The sequence below is a fragment of the Ralstonia mojiangensis genome, from assembly GCF_023955645.1.
Lineage (GTDB): Bacteria > Pseudomonadota > Gammaproteobacteria > Burkholderiales > Burkholderiaceae > Ralstonia > Ralstonia mojiangensis.
The window spans coordinates 183,254-200,058 of the sequence record NZ_JAMXHU010000006.1 but is presented as its reverse complement, the minus strand read 5'-3'; the positions used below and the strand labels follow the sequence as shown (position 1 = coordinate 200,058).

Sequence of the window (16,805 nt, the reverse complement as noted above, 5' to 3'; positions counted from 1 at the left end):
CCCATCGCATGTAGGGGTATTGGATGAATTTTCACCCCCTTGCTCCCTCATATGCGAGTTGCTGGAGGCTCGAAAAGTCCAGCAGTTCGATTTCTCCGTACGCCAGCCTGAGGATGCCGCGCGCCTGGAAATCCTTCAAAACCTGGTTCACGGTTTGGCGAGACAGCGCCAGCAATTGCGCAAGCCGCTCCTGTGGCACGTGCAGCACACGCCGCGTGCCCAGGCGGAGGTCGCCGTAGCCCTCGGCCATCAGTAGCAGGCGCCGCGCAACGCGCACGGGGGCGGGCAGCAGGGCGGTCTCTTCGAGCACGATGAAAGTCAGGCGCAGCTTGTGGGTCAGCAACAAGGCAAACGCATGCAGCAGCGCCGGTGAGCTATCCAGCAATGCAATCAGCGCCGCTTGTGGCATGTGGAGCAACGTCGTATTGCCGTCGGCGCGGGCGTCATGCGTGCGGGGCTGGCGATCGAACACGCCGATCTCGCCAAACCAGTTGACGGGTTCCAGCACGGCCAGCAGCGCTTCGCGGCCGTCCGCACTCGTCGCGCCGATGCGAATCGTGCCTTCCACCACGCAGTACAGGCCGTCGGGCGCGTCGCCACGCTGGAAGAGGATCTCGCCAGCACCCAGGCGGCGGACGGAGGCAATGTCGATCAATGCGTCCTGCAAGGCGGCCTCCAACGTGCCGAACCAGCTGCTGGCGTGCAGGCGTTCGCGGTACGGGGCGGCGTCCAGCGTGCCGGATGTGGCGACGGGGTGGTCCATGAGGGGCAGGCTGAGAGGCGACTGAGGAACGCTTCGGAAACGTGGAATTTGTCGGCTACGCGACAGAGCGACGTGCCATCCACTGACTAGGATGAAACGATCATAACGAGCGTGCGGCTTGAGCGTCCATGCTGCAAACGCACAAAAAATCCGGAGGCCCTCATGCGGACCCTGTCTGACCATCTTTCCAACTACGCCGCCTACCACCAGGACGGCCGCAATATCGCCACGCACTTTGTTGGCATTCCGGCAATTGTGCTGGCGGTCGCAGTGTTGCTGTCGCGGCCCGTGCTGGCAGACCTGTCAGGCGTGGCCGTGACTCCCGCGCTGGTCGTGCTGGTGCTGACGACGCTGTTCTACCTGCGATTGGACGCGATTTTCGGCGTGGTGATGTTTGCGTTGATCGCCGTGTGCGTTTGGGTGGGCAACCATGTCGCCGCGCATTCGACGGCGGCCTGGTTGTCAGTGGGCATCGGCTTGTTCGTGATCGGCTGGATCATCCAGTTTGTTGGTCACTACTACGAAGGACGCAAACCGGCGTTTGTCGATGATCTCGCGGGCTTGGTGATCGGCCCGCTATTCCTCGTGGCCGAGACGGCGTTTGCTCTGGGTTTGCGCGTGAAGCTGCGCGACGAGGTGGTCAGCCGTTCGCACGCCATGCGCGCCTCGATGGGCGGCAAGCACGCCGCCGCCTGAGCCTACCGCGCGGGGTTATTTCTCCGCGAACTTCGCGGCCGGCTGAAAAACCGGCGCGCGATTCTGCATGCCGGCCAGCACCGCCTCGCGCTGATTGGCCGCGCCGATCAGTCGATCTTGCTCGACCGACTCGGCCAGCAAAATGGCCGCGGTGTCGCCGTCTTCCACAACACGCATCAGGCGCTTGCCGGCGCGGATGGCATCGGGGCTCTTCTGCGCAATGTCGCGGGCTGCCGCCAGCGCTGCAGCGCGCGGATCGTCCGCGACGTGCGTCGCCAGGCCCAAGGTGCAGGCTTCTTCGCCATTGACGACGCGGCCGCTGTAGATCAGCTCGCGCAATCGGTCTGGGCGAACCAGACCGCGCGTGAGTGCCATGCCGCCCATGTCGGGCACCAAGCCCCATTTGATTTCCATGACCGACAGGCGCGCGTCGGCCGCCACGTAGCGCACATCCGCGCCCAGCGCAATCTGCAAACCGCCGCCGTACGCGACACCATGCACCGCAGCCAACACCGGCACCGGCAGGTCGCGCCATACCGTGCAAGCGTACTGCGGCAGATTGGCGGCCCCATGTGTGCGCTTGGCAAGACGGCCGGCGCCGATGTCCGAACCCACATCGTTGCTGCCCAGGCTCGCCATGCTCCCCATGTCCAGCCCCGCGCAGAAGGCGCGCCCTTCTCCGGACAGCACCACGGCGCGTAGATCCGCCTCGTTCATCAGGCGTTCACCAACGCTGACAAGCGCTTCGAACATGGCCGGGTCGATGGCATTCATCTTCTCGGGGCGGTTGAGCCGGACTTCGGCTACCCCGGCGTCGATATTGAGCAGGATGCGTTCGGTCATGGAGAGGTCGTGTGCGAGGTAAGCGTCGAATCAGTCCAGTCGGGCGCAATGACCAAAACATCGCGCTTGTCCTTCACTTGCGCCCAGTGCACATGATCAGGCAGTGGCGGCTGCACCTTGGTCAGGCGGGGCCAGTCCGCCCGGCGAGAGAGTTGTGCATTCAAAGCGATGAAGTCCTGCTGATCCGCCGGCACCTCGGCCGCCGGATAGATCGCGCCCACCGGACACTCTGGCACGCAGATCGAGCAATCGATGCATTCATCCGGATCGATCACCAGGAAATTCGGGCCGGCGTGGAAGCAGTCCATGGGGCAGACAGCGACGCAGTCGGTGTATTTGCACTGGATGCAGGACTCGGTAACTACATATGGCATTGTGGTGCGAGGGTTTGGAACCCAATTGAAAATCGTTCGAAATTATGCTGCATCAAGCCGGCGCAAGTGAAGATCCGCCCGGCGCCGGCCTGGGCGATGGAGCCGCCGGCCGACGTGATCTATCTGGAGAGGATGCGGCGCATTTTGTCGATCTCTTCCCCGGGGCGGAGCGGGGTGGGGAGCAATTGAGGTATTTGCAGGGGCGGGAGCGGGCGCTAGAGGGGGCGGGTGTTTGTGTCTTCCCTGACGCGGACCCACAGTCGGATTTCGCTGCTGCGTGCGCTCAAGCCTAGGGCCCAGACTCGTTTATCGACGCTGGTAGACAACGCCCTGAACCAAGACCTGATCTGGCTCCGGTTCCTCGTCAAAACGTTTATGCGCCTCGGCAATGGCGACTTGGTTCTTGTTCGCCCAGTTGACCAACGCCATGACGGGCTCCAACAGCGTTCTTCCCATGTCAGTGAGTTCGTAATCGACGCGCGGCGGAATGGTCGGAAACAGCGTTCGCGTGATCAGTCCATCGCGCTCCAGCCCGCGCAAGGTCAGCGTCAGCATTCGCTGCGAAATGCCCTCGATGCTGCGCTTCAACTCGTTGAAACGTAGTGGGCCATTGGCCAGCATGGCGACGATGTAGAGGCTCCACTTGTCGCCAATGCGATCCAATATTTCGCGGGTTGCCACACAACCGCCGGCATCGGGTGCAGGCATATCGGCAGGTAGCTCGATGTGACTAGGTGACATGCGTGTGCCTTCTTGTGAGGACAGGGTAGGAACCATACCATCCTGCGTATGAATTGGTAAGTCAGGTCAATTAACTGACTTAGTTCTTATTTTATACTTAGGAGCCACCATGAGCCGCACCCTGCTTGTCACGTCCAGCCCGCGCGGGGCTGACAGCCTTTCCACCCGCTTCGCAACCGAAATCGCAGAGGGTATCGAAGCCCGCATGGGCGGCCCGCTGACTGTGCGCGACCTTGCCGCGAATCCTCCGCCCCATATCGCACCGGCCTACATCCAGGGCCGGGTCATGTCGTCCGAAGATCGCACGCCCGAACAGGCCGAGGCGGTGAGGGTCGCGCAAGAGCTGGTCGATGAATTGAAGGCCGCCGATGTGATCGTGCTCGGTTCGGGCATGATCAACTTCGGTCTGCCCTCGCAGCTCAAGGCTTGGTTCGATCACGTCACCTGGCCTGGCGTCACCTTCGGCTACGGCGATACTGGGCCGAAGGGGCTGCTGACCGGCAAGAAGGTCTATCTCGTTACCGCTGCCGGCGGCGTGTTCTCGGAAGGTGCTTGGGCACCGTTCGACTTTCAGACCAACTACTTGCTGCACCTGCTCGGTTTCATCGGCCTGACCGATGTTGAGGTGGTGCGTGTCGAAGGCACGGTTTTCGGACCCGATGCGGTGACGGCAGCACTCGCCAACACCGAAACGGCCATCAAAGCCTTGTTGGCGAAGGCTGCGTGACCTCATGGCCGGGAAAAAAATCGCGCTGTTCGGTGCAACCGGGCCGACCGGTGCGCACGTCATCGAGGAAGCCCTGAAGCAGGGCTACAACCTGTCGGTCTATACGCGCGACGCAAAGAAACTCGCGTTGTTCGCGGGAAGGGTCGAAATTGTCGTCGGCGACCTGCAAAACCAAAGCGCCATTGCGAAGTGCGTTCAAGATGCCGATGCGGTCATCAGCGCCCTTGGCCCCAACAGTCTTAAGGTGCAAGGCGATAAGCCGGTCATGCACGGCTTGACCAACATCATCGCCGCGATGAAGCACGCAGGCGTGCGCCGTCTCATCCAGATTTCTACGGCTGCCTATCGTGATCCCAAGGATGGCTTTGCCTTCAAGACCCATGCGTTCGCGCTGTTGTTCAAGGTGATCGCGCGTAAGGGGTATGAGGACATCAAAGCGACTGGCGAATTGATCGCCAATTCGGACTTGGACTGGACACTGGTACGCATCCCAAACCTCAAGGATGGTCCTGCCGATGGCAGTGTGGATGTGGGTTGGTATGGAAAAACCAAACTCAGCACGAAGCTCTCAAGAGGCAATCTTGCGAAGTTCTTGGTTGATCAAGTGACCGACAAGAAGTTCGTGCGTGCCGCGCCAGGCATCGCCAACCATTGACGCAGGAACGTCTCGACAAGGCTCTGGAGAAACACTCCGATGACAATCACCCACGCTCACCCTGCACAAGATAAGCCGGTTGCCAGCCGCCGAGCCGGCTTGATCGAACGGACGATCACGCGGCTCTGGATGCGGCCGGCGCGCATTGTAGGAATCTCACGTTTGTCGGAGAAGTTTCGCCTATTCGATTTTCAGGGCGATGCTTTAAAGGGAAGTGCCTGGTCGCTCGGCGACAAGCTCCAGATGAAGCTTGACGAAGGGCTTGCTGCGAGAACCTACACGCCGATCGAGTGGAATCAACAAACCGGCGCAACGCGATTCTTGGCGTATTGCCACGGTATAGGTCCCGGCAGTGTGTGGGCCGAGCGTGCTCAGGTCGGTGATGAACGGCAATTTTTCGGGCCACGTGCGTCGCTGGATATGAGCGAACTCAAATCTCCCACGGTCTTGTTTGGAGACGAGACATCGTTTGGCCTTGCCTTGGCCTTGCAGCGGATCGGCAAAGAAGGGCACTTCATTTTTGAAGTCAATGATCGAGACGAATCTGCCTCTGTACTTGAAGAGGTTGGTCTGCGTGCTCTTTTGGTTCCGCGCCATCCTGATGAAGCGCACCTCCGCGAAGTTTCGGAAGCCATTCTTGCATTCGGCCAACCATCCGAAAGCAATTTCGTCGTCACCGGAAAAGCGTCGTCGATTCAGCATGTGAGCCGAGTTTTGAAGACGCACGGAGTCGAAAAGTCACGCCTGCGTGCCAAGGTCTATTGGGCAACCGATAAAACCGGTCTGGACTGATCCGAAGGGCAGGCCAACTCAGGACAGAATCGTCCAGGATCAAATCAATCCGTCTCCATTTTGTCCGCCGCGCATTCCTGCCGCTTGACCTCGCAGACCTGACGAGCGTGCGGAACGCCGAACTGACCTCACATTCATAGCGCGAAGATCAGGTCACGAGGACATGGTTATGCAAATAGACCTCTATACCGAAATCACATGCCCGTGGTGCATCGTCGGGCACCACCGTCTCGACAAAGTGCTGGCGGAGCGTTTCCCCAACCTGGCCGTTGACATTCGGCAGCATCCAGTCCTGCTGTTGCCAGATGCGCCGGCAGGTGGCCTCTATATTCCCGACTTGCTGCGTTCGCGCTACGGCATAACCGATCCGAAGGCCGCCTTTGCTCGCCCCGAAGGAGAAGCTCGCGCTTCGGGTTTCGTCTTGGATCTTAGCCGCCAGCTCTGGACCTATCCGACTCAAGCTGCCCATGCCGTGATTCTGGCAGCCGCTGGGCTTAACACGCAGCACAGGCTCGCAGTTGCTATCACCCATGCCTATTTCATCGCAGCGAAGAACATCGCCGATGCGGACGTGCTGGCCGACATTGCCACCGACTACGGTTTTGACCGCGATCAGGCTCGGGCTATCGCTCTTGATCCTGAACAGCACCATCGCGTCGAAGCGGAAGCGTTCAAGTCGGCCAATGCCGGTGTGCGTTCGGTTCCGCACTTCGTCTTTGGGGGAAGCATTGCCATCAATGGGGGGCGCAGCGAAGACGAGATTGCTGCGGCAATACAAGCGGCTTCTGGTGCAGACTCTCTCTGACGCGGCTTCCTCAAATCCAATGACTCGGGACCCGGTGTATGCAAAGTAGATAAGGTTCTGCGAAGCTGTTGACTGTGTTGGCCGATGCCCGACCAAAAAAACCGGCCGTCGAATGACCTCAGCACTTCAAGAAGCGGCGAAGGGACCGCGATCTTACGACCGACCGCAGTCGGAAGTTGACAGTCGTAGGCAGGCCATCATCGATCGCTATCGGCCAGAACCTGACTTTCGAGTGGCCGGTCTTCTAACCATTTTCAGCAGCATGAAACTTGTCTTTATCCATGGCCCCGTCGCTTCTGGAAAGCTGACCATTGCGAAGGAACTCGGGCGCATGACCGGCTACGCCGTCTTCCACAACCACTTGGTGGTCGATGCCGTCGCAGCGGTGTTCCCTTTCGGAACCGAGCAGTTTGTGAGGCTGCGCGAAAAAATGTGGCTCGACGTGATGCGCGAGGCGGCAATGGCTAAGCGATCTCTCATCTTCACGTTTGCGCCAGAGCCGACGGTCGTCGAAGGCTTCGACAGGCGGGTGGTGGAGAGCGTGAGCGCCGCCGGTGGCAGTACCCATTTTGTCCAACTGACCGTCCCTGCAGTCGTACAAGAGGAACGTCTTACGGCACCGAGCCGGGCTGCTTTTGGAAAGCTTCAGTCGGTGGACGTTCTGCGTGAATTGCGCACGCAGTTTGAAGCGTCCGAGCGGGCGATGCCGAAAGGGGAAATCGTCATTGATACCTCCGCTCTCGGCCCTGCAGAGGCCGCGCGCACGATTGCCGAAACATTGGGTTTGCCACTTTCCTCGTGACAGGTGGCGTTTGAGGCAATCTTGCGCGTTCGCAGGGCTAGGGGAATCGCTGTGGTGTTCCGGCCGCCAACCCCGCTTGCGATGCGAACCCTTCCCGTCTCCCACACCCCCGTCTCAATCAAATCCGAACTCTGCACCACGCCCGCGCGAAGTCAGTCAGCGCGCAGGTGCGCTTGTGCCGATGGTTGCCAGCGGAGATCACGACCGGATCTTTGGCGTCGTCGGCCTGCGGGACGATGAGCTTGCCGGTGTAGCGGTCTGCCTGGCCGTAGCAGAAGCCTCGGGCTCCGTCAGCCGCAAGCCGCTATGATCATTCGCTGTCACGAGAATCGCAGGGCAACTACGCCATTGATGGCAGGGAGAACCGCATGATCAAGGTCACCGTGATGTACCCGTACACCGAAGGCGCGCGCTTCGACCACACCTATTACCGCGACATGCACATGCCGATGGTGAAGGCCAGGCTAGGCAGCGCCTGCGCCTACTACACCATCGACAAAGGCTTGACTGGGAGGGTGCCAGCTGAACCGCCCGCCTTCGTGGCGATGTGTGGGTTTATCTGTGATTCAGTCGAAGGCTACGAGACCGCCATCCAACCGCACCGCGCCGAGATTCTGGGCGACATCGCCAACTACACCGACATCGTGCCAGTGGTCCAGGTCAGCGAGGTCATCGCCGAGCGGTTGGATCTTTGAGCGCGTCGGATCGAGCCTGACGACACGCCCAACGCCTGTGCCCCCGGGGGGGGCTGCCGTTAGCGTCGCAGCTAAGCCACATTCAAGTGCGTAATTCGTTCGTGTGCGTCGGTGAGGTGGAATCCGTACTGCTCGATATCGTCCAGGCACGCGTTCACGTCGACGCCGCGGTGCGGCTCGTCCGGGTGCATGTCGAGCACCTTGAACGGGCTCCACGGGCCGTGCCGCTCGGGCAGGTTCGTGCCGCGCTCATCCAACGTGAACCCAAATACGCGACCTTGGCCTCGAAATATGTGTACTTGCATGGTGTTCTCCAGTTGGGCCATTCTCAAAAGGAGAACGCCGCTTTACACTGTGTAAACTAAGTTGGAGTTTACACAGTGTCAAGTCCAGAGCCAACGACGCGCGCCCGGATTCTGCTAGCCACATTGGCGCTCATCGAGGGCGGCGCTACCGGCATCACGATGAGTCAAATTGCCAAGCAGGCAGACTTGTCCCGCCAAGCGCTGTATCTGATCTTTGAGAACAAGGCGGATCTGTTCGTCGCGCTGCTTCGATATGTGGACGGCAAGCGGGGGATTGTTCAAGAGCAGGCGCGAATCAGGGCGGCTGAGAACGGCCTTGCAGCACTGCTGGCTCTTGTGGACAGACAGGCTCGACTGTGCCCCGCGTACAAGCCGCTTGCAGATGCCTTTGAACTTCTGCGGCGGCAAGATCCCGATGCGGAGCAAGCATGGGAAGACCGGCAAAGCGATCGCCTGGAAGGCTGCCGTGTTGTTGCCGCCCGTATCAAAGCAGACGGCAAACTCCGTGATGGGATTTCGGTCACTGCCGCTGCGGATCTTATTTGGTCACTCACCTCATCTGCGACTTGGGATGATCTGGTGGTCAAGCGCGGCTGGACTGCGGCTGCGTATCGGCGGCACGTTAGCGAAGTTTTGCGGCTGTCGCTTGTGAAATGAAAATGCGGGTCTGCCTTTGGCCATAGGTTCGGATTGGCGGAGCTTGCCAATCACCTCTGCGGCGAGCAGTGCGAAAAAAAAGGGCGACTAACCGGCCGCCCGTCTTACTATGTGCCATGAGCTCCATGGCTGCGCGGGCGCGAAGCCCGCTGCGTGTTTCAGCCGTTTTCCGGCAAGCAAACTTACCTGGCTCGAACTGAGCCCAGCAGCGCCGACTCGGCCGCGTTCGCAATCTGATCTGCAAAGGTCGGGCTTCCAACCGCACGTGCGAGTGTCACCGCGCCTACTAAGGAAGCCAAAGCTGAACACGCTGCTTCAAGGTTCCGTGGGACGCGGGGCGACGCGGGGCCATCTACGACAGTCTGTGCAACTTCGCGCAATGCCACTTCGAAGGCGGCGCGCGACTCCTGATCGGAGCGAGCCACTTCAGTCGGCAACGTCTGCAGCGTGCAGCTTTCCGACAGGTCGCAGGTTCGCTTTGCGTTGAGATAGAACCGCACAAACGCTGGCCACCAGGCCCGCCCATGCTCTGATTGGAAGTGAAGGACACCTCTTCGCAAATCGTCCATTCCTTGTCTCAGCGACTCACGGAAAACGTCGCCTTTGGAGTCGAAGTGGACATAGAAGGCGCCAGACGTGACGCCCGCCTCTTTGGCCAGAGCGTCGACTCCCGTTCCCGCGTATCCACCCTTGCGAAACGCACGTCCTGATCCTTCAAGAATGCGCTGACGCGTGAGCGCCTTTTGTTCGGCTCGTGACATTGAAATCCTCTCTTCAGCAAGATCAGATTGTAGTTGACGGAATAACGTTCGTTATCTACATTGGCATCACGTTCGTTATTCGAAATTCGATTGACGGGCGAAATCGCTTCTGACGCCGCAACCCTCTGACTCGAGAAATCTCATGCCGCTCACCCTCACTCTCACCGCAGGCGTTCTCCCCCAGGGCCAGGAACCGCTAGCTTTTTCCCGGCTTTCCGATGCCATGCTCAAGTGGCACGGACTGGCGGGGAACTCGGCCATTACGCCGAACATCGTCGGATCAATCAACGTCGTGCCAAAGGAGCACACGTTTTCCGGATCGAAGGAAGCCGCCGTTGTATTCATTGAGTGGAAAGTTCCGTCGTTTGCATTCAACACCCGTGAGATTCAATTGGGGTATATCGAAGAGGCCACTGAGATCATCCATTTGATGTCGGGCGAGAAGCAGCCCAAGGACCGCATCTGGGTGAACGTGGTTCACGCGGTGGACGGTGCGTGGGGAATTGGCGGTGTGGCGTTGACCAATGCGCAACTCGCGGGCTGACTCGGCGAGCTTGGCCTTCTACGTGGAGTGCTTGATGCTGCTTTCAAATTACCTATTCTTTACCGATGCCTGCGAGGAGGCTCTGCGCTTCTATGAGGCATGCGGGCTGGGCCGGATTGTAGAGATGGTGCGATACGGCGCAGACTCCATGCCGCCCAAGAGCGAGGCAATGCGGGGCAAGGTCATGCACGCCAAGTTCGAAGGGGATGGCATCGCCTTCTATGCTTCGGACAATGATGACGCAGAGCCGATGCGAGGGTCCGCGCACCATCTGGCGATGGACAGTAGGCAATCGACCGATCAGCTGTTCAGTGCGTTGAGTTCAGGAGGCCTCGTGACGACTGCACTCGGCATGCAGCCGTGGGGGGACTACTACGGAAAACTGACGGATCGCTTCGGTGTGCAATGGATGTTGAACTGCCACGAGCCCGCTCGATCGTGACTGCCGAAGGTGCGTGCTAGGCGTTCTCGTCAAGGAGGGGCAGTGCTTGCTGCAAGGTATCACGTCGGTTCCAGTAACCTGAGTGCCCCTTCAGGATCGGAAACAGCTATTCAGAAGTCGGGCGGTCAACATCCGTTTTCGGCCAATAACTGCCAGCCTCAACGACCCGCATCGCTAGGCCAACCCGGCCAGCGATGCGAGCCCCGGCTCAACCCTATACCGCCGCCTCAATCAAAGCCGAAATCTGCACCGATGTGACGGTCTGTCGGATTTGGCCGAAGGTTCCGACGCCGCTGTCCGACCACACCACGCCGAGACCCTGGGCGACATCGCCAACTACACCGACGTCGTGCCGGTGGTCCAGATCAGCGAGGCCATCGTCGAGCGTTCGGACCGCTGCATGTGTTGAGACTATTTCCCGGCCGAGTAGTTGATGGGAATCCAACGGAAGCCATGCTTATCCGCTTGCAAATGCCCGAGTCCCGGAAAAGGCACGTGAGCGGCAGCGAAAAGTATCTTGTCGTTGGCGATGCGGGTGAATTCCTTGATGCGTTCCTGTTCGGCTAACTGGCTGTCGCTATCGAACGAAACGGTGACCGTCGGATCCTCAAATTGAATGGCCGCGACATGCACGATGTCGCCCACGACCATCAAGCGATTCCCCTGGCTCTCGATCATGTAGCCCACGTGCCCAGGTGTATGTCCAGCGCTCTGGTATGCATGGATGCCGGGGCTCAATTCTTGCGCGCCGTCAAACGGACGCATGCGGCCTGCTCTGATGTAGGGCTCCATGATCGTCATCGCACGGCGATAGCTGCCCTTTTGGTCGCCGCGATTGCCCTCTGGCGCCTTGGCCATGTTCGCCTCGCTCAGCCAGTAATCCAGCTCACGACGATTGACGCGGACGATCGCATTGGGAAAGCGCATATCTCCATCCGACGTCAGCCCACCAATATGGTCTGCGTGCATGTGCGTGATGTCGATTTCATCCACCTGGGACGGCGCGTAACCCGATGCCTTCATGTTGGCTGTCAGCCTCCCCAGGTTCGGGCCGAAGATGTTGCCTGCGCCGGTATCGATCAAAATCAGTTTGGCGCCCGTATTGATCAGGAAGGCGTTGTAGGACGTTTCGAGCGGACTTTGCAGGTAATCCTCTGCCAGCGTTTTGTTGACCTTTTGCGCGGTGGTGTTCGTCAGAAACTGGTCAACCGGCAATTCCAGCGTGCCGTCATTGAGTGCGGTGATCTCATAACCACCCAACATGAAACGGTAAAAGCCTGGCGCTGGGGCACGTGCAAAGGGAGCGGCCGCGTGCGCTGCAGACTGCAGTAGCAGGGACATGGCCAGAAGGCTGCAGAAGACAAACAGCTTGGTCATTGGATGTCGATATTTCATGATTGTCTTTTCTGTATCGGTGTCCGCATTGGCGTCAAAAAGGCGCAGCGGAGTGCGGTTTGGGTTGACAGCAATATGGCCACCTACGTCATTTCCCATCCAAGGTGGCTCTGGCCATCGCCGACCAATCCTGGTCGCCGTAGCCGGCATCCACAGCGTCCTGCATGCGCGCATAAACGATGTCGAGCATAGGTAGCTCGCCGTTGGTGTTCCGTGCGGCTTCTCTCGCCAGCCGCAGATCCTTCAGGCCCAGTGTCGCCTTGAAGCCTGGCGGATATTCGTTCTTGATGATGTTGCCGGAGTAGGTCTGGTAGGGGCGAGAGCCAAACAAGGTGCCGAGAATCAGCTCCAGAAAGCGTTCCCGCGGCACACCATGCGCTTCGGTCAGCACCACCGCTTCGGCCATCGCTTCGATCGCGAAGCTGATCATCATGTTGCACGCCAATTTGGCGGCATACGCCATGCGCGGATCGTCGCCCATCTGCCAGATGCGCTTACCGATCACCTCCAGCGCAGGCATGACCTTATCGATCGCAGCCGGGTCACCCGCGGCAAGAATGTTGAGCTCGGCCCGCGCAGCGACATCGGGCCGTCCGAGTACCGGCGCTGCGACAAGGGCGATGCCGCGGGCGCGATGATGATCCGCCAGCTCTTCTGAAAACGCAGCCGAGATCGTGGACGACACCACATGCACCAAGCCAGGCTTTGCCTGCGCCAGAAGATCGCCTTCCATCAGCACGCTGCGAATGGCAGAGTCGTCGGACAACATGGTCAATGCCATGTCGGCTTGCAATGCCTGCATTGGCGTATCCATCATTCGCACGCCTGCGACGCTGCCGCCCGAGCGATTCCATGCGACAACCTTGTGGCCGGCCGCAGCCAGGTTGCGTGCAAATTCCCGGCCCATCGCACCCAGGCCGATGATTCCGATTTCCATTTGCTTTGCTTTCTCCAGAAAGTCAGGCCCAGCTTGAACGGAGCCCACCAGGCCGTTGACTGCAGCCGATCGTTCGGCGGCGATGGAGCGTAGTCTCGCAACGTTCGATACTGTTCATCAACTGAATATAATGAACACCGTCCGTTCAGTTTTGTAAGGGGTGGCATGGAGTGGAGTGATGTGAGGATCTTTCTTGCGGTCGCCCGCACGGGCACGCTCGGTGCCGCTGCGCGGGCTCTGCGCGTGAGCCACCCAACCGCGGGCCGGCGATTGCGCGCTTTGGAAGAGGCCACAGGGCAGGTGCTGTTTCAGCGGACGGCCGACGGTTTCGTTCTGACTGAAGAAGGGATGGGAGTGCTTCCTCTTGCCGAGCAGATAGAAGAGGGCGCGTTGGCGATGGAGCGCAGGCTCGCCGGGAAGCAACAAGCGCTCGACGGCACGCTACGCGTGACTTCCGCCGACTGGTTCGGCGCCTACGTGTTGCCTCCGGTGCTGGCGGCGTATGCGGCCAAATACCCCCAGGTCCAGATTGAGGTGCTCACTGGAACGCGCCTGTTCAACCTGGCGCAACGGGAGGCTGACGTGGCGTTTCGCATTGTGCCGTTCGAGGAGCAGGACATCGTCCAGCGGCGGTTGCTCCAGATGCGCTATGGCGTCTACGTGTCTGCCACCGGGCCCGCGCCGGTCGCTGGCGACGGCAGCGGATATCGGCTGATCACGCCGGATGTATTAAGCGGGTCGTTTCCGGATACGGCGTGGCTGAGGGAAATGTTTCCGAATGCAGGGGTCGCGCTGCATTCGAACAACCGGAACGTCAAAGCGCAGATGTGCGCGATGGGAATGGGCATCGCAGTGCTGCCGCGCCCGCTGGGAGACCAGACCCACGGTATCCGCCGGCTGGAGCTGGACGCGGAACCGCCGCATCGCGAGATCTGGATGGGCTACCACCGTGACTTGAGGCGGCTTAACCGCTTGTCTGCATTCGTTGACTTGATGGTCAGACATCTTGCCAACTCTGCATTTGATGCTTCTGCCAGCTCGCCGTAAACGCCCAACTTTGCGTGCAAGCGCATCCATGGGCCGAATGGTTTCCTTCGGCCAATAGCGGCCAGCCTCACTGGCCCGCATCGCCGCTGCCCAAATCCGAAACCTGCACCGACGCCTGAACAAAGTTGACCAGCGCGCGGCAGCGCTCGTGCCGATAGCTGCCGGCGAAGATGACGACGGGCTCTTTGGCGTCGTCGGCTGTTTCCTCCCAGCTGCATTGACGACCTGCAAGACTGAGCATGCCGATGTAACGGTCTGTCCGGTCGCACCGAACGGAGGTCTTAAGCCTCGTCGACCGCAAGCCGGTATGATCATTGACACTCACGAGAATCGCTGGGCAACGACGTCAATGATGACAAGGAGAATCGCATGATCAAGGTCACCGTGATGTACCCGTACACCGAAGGCGCGCGCTTCGACCACACCTATTACCGCGACCGGCACATGCCGATGGTGAAGGCCAGGTTGGGCAGCGCCTGCGCTTACTACACCGTCGAAAAGGGCTTGGCCGGTGGAGCGCCCGGTACACCGCCTGCCTTCGTGGCGATGTGCGCGTTGATCTGCGATTCGGCCGAGGGCTTCCAGGCCGCCATGCAGGAGCATGGCGCCGAGATCCTAGGCGACATTGCGAACTACACCGACATCGCACCGGTGCTGCAGGTTAGCGAGGTCGTCGTTGAGCGGTCGGATCGTTGAGCGCGTCCGATCGCGAGAGTCATACACTGCCGTGCGGATCAAACGCGGAAGTCCTGGCGAGCGGACACCGATGTCCGCAGTCCAACTCCCGGTTGCGGCCCACGGCTCTAGCTTCGTGCGGCAAGCACTTGCAAAGCCGCTTCCCCATAACAGTCCATCCCAATCACCAGCGGACAGTCCTGCCGCGGTAGTCGAGATACTCGAGGCCGGGACGCCCCAGTTTGTTCAGAATCACGTTCACGACGCCCGGAATACTCTCTTCGATTGACAATCGTCCCTCAGGTCCGCCGAGGTCGGTGCGCACCCAACCGGGGGCGACCAGCAACATGGCTAAGGGCGTGTGCGCCTGGCGTGCAGCGAAGCTGCGCATGAACTGGTTCAGTGCCGCTTTGCTGCCACGATAGAGTTCGCGCTGGCCGGATTCATTGTCGGCAATGCTGCCTTGCCCTGACGACATGATTCCGATCAGCCCAGCCGGCGGAACAAGATGGGCCAGGCTTTCGACTACGCGCATCGGGCTGAGCGCATTGGTCATCATGAGCGCCACGAAATCCTCGGTGGATACCTCGCCGATGGTCTGCGTTGGATCCGGGTTGGTCGTCCCCGCATTGACGAATAGAACATCGAACGTCCGGCCGGACAGGCGCTCGCCCAGGGCCCGAATCTGCTCGGGCCGCGTGATGTCCAGCGTTTCGATGGTGACCCGGTCTGGATGTGCATTGGCAAGATTGTGCAAGAGTGTCCGGTCGTTGCCGGCGCGGACCGTGCCCACGACATTCCATCCCTTCTTGAGAAACTCGGCCGCCATGGCATGACCAAGGCCCCGTGAGGCGCCGATCAGCAACACGGTGGGTATGTGGTTGGGCGCGTTGGACAAGGCATTCTCCGTTGTGCGCAGGGATGCCGTGTATTGTCGGAAGAGCCCGTGTTTTGCACCAGACGCCTGGTCGACAATCCACGATTGCACCAGACGCCATAGCCGGAAGGGTTTTCGATTATTCTGGCCGCATGTCACGTGTCGATCTCAACCTCCTGACTGCGCTGGATGCATTGCTCAGTGAACGTAGCGTCACTGGTGCGGCCCGGCGCCTGAATCTCAGTGTCTCTGCCATGAGCCGCACGCTTTCGCGCCTGCGCATGGCGACGGGCGATCGTCTGTTGTTGCAGGCTGGCCGCGCGCTGGTGCTGACACCGTATGCCGAGCAGCTAAGCCTGCGTATTCCCGCACTGGCCCGTGAAGCGGAGGCGGCGCTCGGCCGTGCTGATCATCGGTTCGACGTCGCTACCCTCGAGCAATGCTTCACCGTGCGCGCGGGTGAAGGCTTCGTCGATTTACTTGGCGCGGCCTTGATGGACCGCATCCATCGTACGGCGCCGGGCGTGCAAGTTCGCTTCACGCCCAAGCCGGACTGGAACGCCCAGCCCCTGCGGGACGGTGCGATTGATCTGGAGATCGGTATTGTCCGAACGGCCGCCCCCGAGGTCCGTACACGGCCGCTTTTCCGCGATCGCTATGTCGGGGTGTGCCGCGTGGGCCATCCGCTCCTGGGCGATGCCCGCATCCGCCTGGAGCAATGGGCCGCATGTGGCCACGTCATGGTTTCGCGTACGGGGCAAACGGAAAATGCGATCGACGTGGCGCTGGAGCCGCCAAACCTTCGGCGGAAGGTGGCAATCGTGGTGCCGTCCTATATGAGCGCGATGCAACTGGCCCGCCATTCGGACTTATTGGCCGCCGTTCCGTATTCCTGCCTGGGTAACGCTTTTGTAACGGATTACGCGGCTGCCAACGGGCTGCAGTATTTTGAGCTGCCGCTGGCCGTACCCGCTTTCACCATTTCAGAGATCTGGCATCCGCGCCTCGATCACGATCCGGCGCAACAATGGTTTCGTGCTGAAGTGCTAGCGCTGTGCCAAGCGGCATATCCGCAGAATCCCCCGCAAGATGCGCGCTGATGGCAGGTAGGCGGTTATCGCTGAATAGCCGGCGTTGGGTACCCGGTCGCACGCTTGACTCTTATATAAGATATAAGACATTTGACCGTGTGGGGTATTGCGATTAGAATCGCGCCCAAGCGGCGCCCGGACCAGCCTCGGGGTGCCTGAAAAGATCCCCTGTAACGTCATC

At 60.2% G+C, this 16,805-nt stretch carries 25 protein-coding genes; 15 read left to right on the top strand and 10 right to left on the bottom strand.

Annotated features, from left to right (window positions below; genetic code table 11):
• Positions 1–31: 31 nt before the first annotated feature.
• A complete protein-coding gene (locus tag NG898_RS24825; RefSeq protein ID WP_252694931.1) occupies positions 32–763 on the bottom strand; it encodes a Crp/Fnr family transcriptional regulator in 732 nt (243 codons plus the stop codon).
• A gap of 162 nt (positions 764–925) precedes the next feature.
• Here NG898_RS24825 and NG898_RS24820 point away from each other — a divergent pair, with 162 nt between their 5' ends.
• Positions 926–1,459, top strand: a complete 534-nt coding sequence (locus NG898_RS24820; RefSeq protein ID WP_252694930.1) for an Mpo1 family 2-hydroxy fatty acid dioxygenase — start codon at positions 926–928, stop codon at positions 1,457–1,459.
• Positions 1,460–1,474: 15 nt separating this feature from the next.
• Here the strand turns inward: NG898_RS24820 and NG898_RS24815 are convergent, their stop codons facing one another.
• The 3 genes from NG898_RS24815 to NG898_RS24805 form a co-directional block, all read right to left on the bottom strand.
• Positions 1,475–2,302 (bottom strand): crotonase/enoyl-CoA hydratase family protein, encoded by an 828-nt coding sequence (locus NG898_RS24815; protein ID WP_252694929.1) that lies wholly within the window; start codon positions 2,300–2,302, stop codon positions 1,475–1,477.
• Positions 2,299–2,676 carry a ferredoxin FdxA gene (fdxA, locus tag NG898_RS24810; protein WP_252694928.1) on the bottom strand — a complete coding sequence of 126 codons (378 nt, stop codon included), beginning with the start codon at positions 2,674–2,676 and terminating at the stop codon, positions 2,299–2,301. Before fdxA ends, NG898_RS24815 begins: the two co-directional genes overlap by 4 nt.
• A gap of 306 nt (positions 2,677–2,982) precedes the next feature.
• Positions 2,983–3,417: a winged helix-turn-helix transcriptional regulator gene (locus tag NG898_RS24805; RefSeq protein WP_252694949.1), complete on the bottom strand. Its 435-nt coding sequence runs from the start codon at positions 3,415–3,417 to the stop codon at positions 2,983–2,985.
• Positions 3,418–3,526: 109 nt separating this feature from the next.
• On the opposite strand from NG898_RS24805, the gene NG898_RS24800 reads away from it, so the two are divergent.
• From NG898_RS24800 to NG898_RS24775, 7 genes are all read left to right on the top strand, one after another.
• Positions 3,527–4,144 (top strand): FMN-dependent NADH-azoreductase, encoded by a 618-nt coding sequence (locus NG898_RS24800; protein ID WP_252694927.1) that lies wholly within the window; start codon positions 3,527–3,529, stop codon positions 4,142–4,144.
• Positions 4,145–4,148: 4 nt separating this feature from the next.
• The gene (locus tag NG898_RS24795; RefSeq protein ID WP_252694926.1) at positions 4,149–4,799 is read left to right on the top strand and encodes an NAD(P)-dependent oxidoreductase; all 651 of its coding nucleotides are present in this window, start codon (positions 4,149–4,151) and stop codon (positions 4,797–4,799) included.
• A gap of 39 nt (positions 4,800–4,838) precedes the next feature.
• Positions 4,839–5,591 (top strand): siderophore-interacting protein, encoded by a 753-nt coding sequence (locus NG898_RS24790; protein WP_252694925.1) that lies wholly within the window; start codon positions 4,839–4,841, stop codon positions 5,589–5,591.
• A gap of 169 nt (positions 5,592–5,760) precedes the next feature.
• Positions 5,761–6,396 (top strand): DsbA family oxidoreductase, encoded by a 636-nt coding sequence (locus NG898_RS24785; RefSeq protein ID WP_252694924.1) that lies wholly within the window; start codon positions 5,761–5,763, stop codon positions 6,394–6,396.
• A 112-nt stretch (positions 6,397–6,508) separates the two neighbouring features.
• Positions 6,509–7,198 (top strand): P-loop nucleotide/nucleoside kinase family protein, encoded by a 690-nt coding sequence (locus tag NG898_RS24780; RefSeq protein WP_252694923.1) that lies wholly within the window; start codon positions 6,509–6,511, stop codon positions 7,196–7,198.
• Positions 7,199–7,379: 181 nt separating this feature from the next.
• The gene (locus NG898_RS26155) at positions 7,380–7,508 is read left to right on the top strand and encodes a hypothetical protein (RefSeq protein ID WP_260774457.1); all 129 of its coding nucleotides are present in this window, start codon (positions 7,380–7,382) and stop codon (positions 7,506–7,508) included.
• A gap of 58 nt (positions 7,509–7,566) precedes the next feature.
• Positions 7,567–7,893, top strand: a complete 327-nt coding sequence (locus NG898_RS24775; protein WP_252694922.1) for an EthD family reductase — start codon at positions 7,567–7,569, stop codon at positions 7,891–7,893.
• Positions 7,894–7,964: 71 nt separating this feature from the next.
• On the opposite strand, the gene NG898_RS24770 is transcribed toward NG898_RS24775, so the two are convergent.
• Positions 7,965–8,198 carry a hypothetical protein gene (locus tag NG898_RS24770; protein WP_252694921.1) on the bottom strand — a complete coding sequence of 78 codons (234 nt, stop codon included), beginning with the start codon at positions 8,196–8,198 and terminating at the stop codon, positions 7,965–7,967.
• A 75-nt stretch (positions 8,199–8,273) separates the two neighbouring features.
• Here NG898_RS24770 and NG898_RS24765 point away from each other — a divergent pair, with 75 nt between their 5' ends.
• On the top strand, positions 8,274–8,855 hold the full coding sequence (locus NG898_RS24765; protein ID WP_260782291.1) for a TetR/AcrR family transcriptional regulator: 582 nt from the start codon (positions 8,274–8,276) through the stop codon (positions 8,853–8,855).
• A gap of 182 nt (positions 8,856–9,037) precedes the next feature.
• Here the strand turns inward: NG898_RS24765 and NG898_RS24760 are convergent, their stop codons facing one another.
• Complete coding sequence (locus NG898_RS24760; RefSeq protein WP_252694919.1) at positions 9,038–9,616, bottom strand: TetR/AcrR family transcriptional regulator; 579 nt, start codon at positions 9,614–9,616, stop codon at positions 9,038–9,040.
• A gap of 142 nt (positions 9,617–9,758) precedes the next feature.
• On the opposite strand from NG898_RS24760, the gene NG898_RS24755 reads away from it, so the two are divergent.
• The 3 genes from NG898_RS24755 to NG898_RS24745 all read left to right on the top strand — a co-directional run bounded on the left by NG898_RS24755 (position 9,759) and on the right by NG898_RS24745 (position 11,011).
• Entirely contained in the window at positions 9,759–10,160 is a 402-nt protein-coding gene (locus NG898_RS24755) for a 4-oxalocrotonate tautomerase (protein ID WP_252694918.1), read from the top strand.
• A gap of 34 nt (positions 10,161–10,194) precedes the next feature.
• Entirely contained in the window at positions 10,195–10,602 is a 408-nt protein-coding gene (locus NG898_RS24750) for a VOC family protein (RefSeq protein WP_252694917.1), read from the top strand.
• A gap of 271 nt (positions 10,603–10,873) precedes the next feature.
• Positions 10,874–11,011: a hypothetical protein gene (locus NG898_RS24745; protein ID WP_420803720.1), complete on the top strand. Its 138-nt coding sequence runs from the start codon at positions 10,874–10,876 to the stop codon at positions 11,009–11,011.
• Between the two features lie 2 nt (positions 11,012–11,013).
• Here the strand turns inward: NG898_RS24745 and NG898_RS24740 are convergent, their stop codons facing one another.
• Both NG898_RS24740 and NG898_RS24735 read right to left on the bottom strand, forming a co-directional pair.
• On the bottom strand, positions 11,014–12,096 hold the full coding sequence (locus tag NG898_RS24740) for an MBL fold metallo-hydrolase (protein WP_315862507.1): 1,083 nt from the start codon (positions 12,094–12,096) through the stop codon (positions 11,014–11,016).
• Positions 12,086–12,982, bottom strand: a complete 897-nt coding sequence (locus NG898_RS24735; protein WP_315862506.1) for an NAD(P)-dependent oxidoreductase — start codon at positions 12,980–12,982, stop codon at positions 12,086–12,088. The genes NG898_RS24740 and NG898_RS24735 overlap by 11 nt, the downstream gene beginning before the upstream one ends.
• A 117-nt stretch (positions 12,983–13,099) precedes the next feature.
• Between NG898_RS24735 and NG898_RS24730 the strand changes: the two genes are divergently transcribed.
• The gene (locus NG898_RS24730) at positions 13,100–13,981 is read left to right on the top strand and encodes a LysR family transcriptional regulator (RefSeq protein ID WP_252694916.1); all 882 of its coding nucleotides are present in this window, start codon (positions 13,100–13,102) and stop codon (positions 13,979–13,981) included.
• A gap of 67 nt (positions 13,982–14,048) precedes the next feature.
• Here the strand turns inward: NG898_RS24730 and NG898_RS24725 are convergent, their stop codons facing one another.
• On the bottom strand, positions 14,049–14,222 hold the full coding sequence (locus NG898_RS24725; protein ID WP_252694915.1) for a hypothetical protein: 174 nt from the start codon (positions 14,220–14,222) through the stop codon (positions 14,049–14,051).
• 128 nt (positions 14,223–14,350) lie between these two features.
• Here NG898_RS24725 and NG898_RS24720 point away from each other — a divergent pair, with 128 nt between their 5' ends.
• Positions 14,351–14,677 (top strand): EthD family reductase, encoded by a 327-nt coding sequence (locus NG898_RS24720; RefSeq protein WP_252694914.1) that lies wholly within the window; start codon positions 14,351–14,353, stop codon positions 14,675–14,677.
• 163 nt (positions 14,678–14,840) lie between these two features.
• Here NG898_RS24720 and NG898_RS24715 read toward each other — a convergent pair whose 3' ends face one another.
• A complete protein-coding gene (locus tag NG898_RS24715) occupies positions 14,841–15,575 on the bottom strand; it encodes an SDR family NAD(P)-dependent oxidoreductase (RefSeq protein ID WP_252694946.1) in 735 nt (244 codons plus the stop codon).
• 110 nt (positions 15,576–15,685) lie between these two features.
• On the opposite strand from NG898_RS24715, the gene NG898_RS24710 reads away from it, so the two are divergent.
• Positions 15,686–16,633 (top strand): LysR family transcriptional regulator, encoded by a 948-nt coding sequence (locus NG898_RS24710; RefSeq protein ID WP_252694913.1) that lies wholly within the window; start codon positions 15,686–15,688, stop codon positions 16,631–16,633.
• Positions 16,634–16,805: the final 172 nt, after the last annotated feature.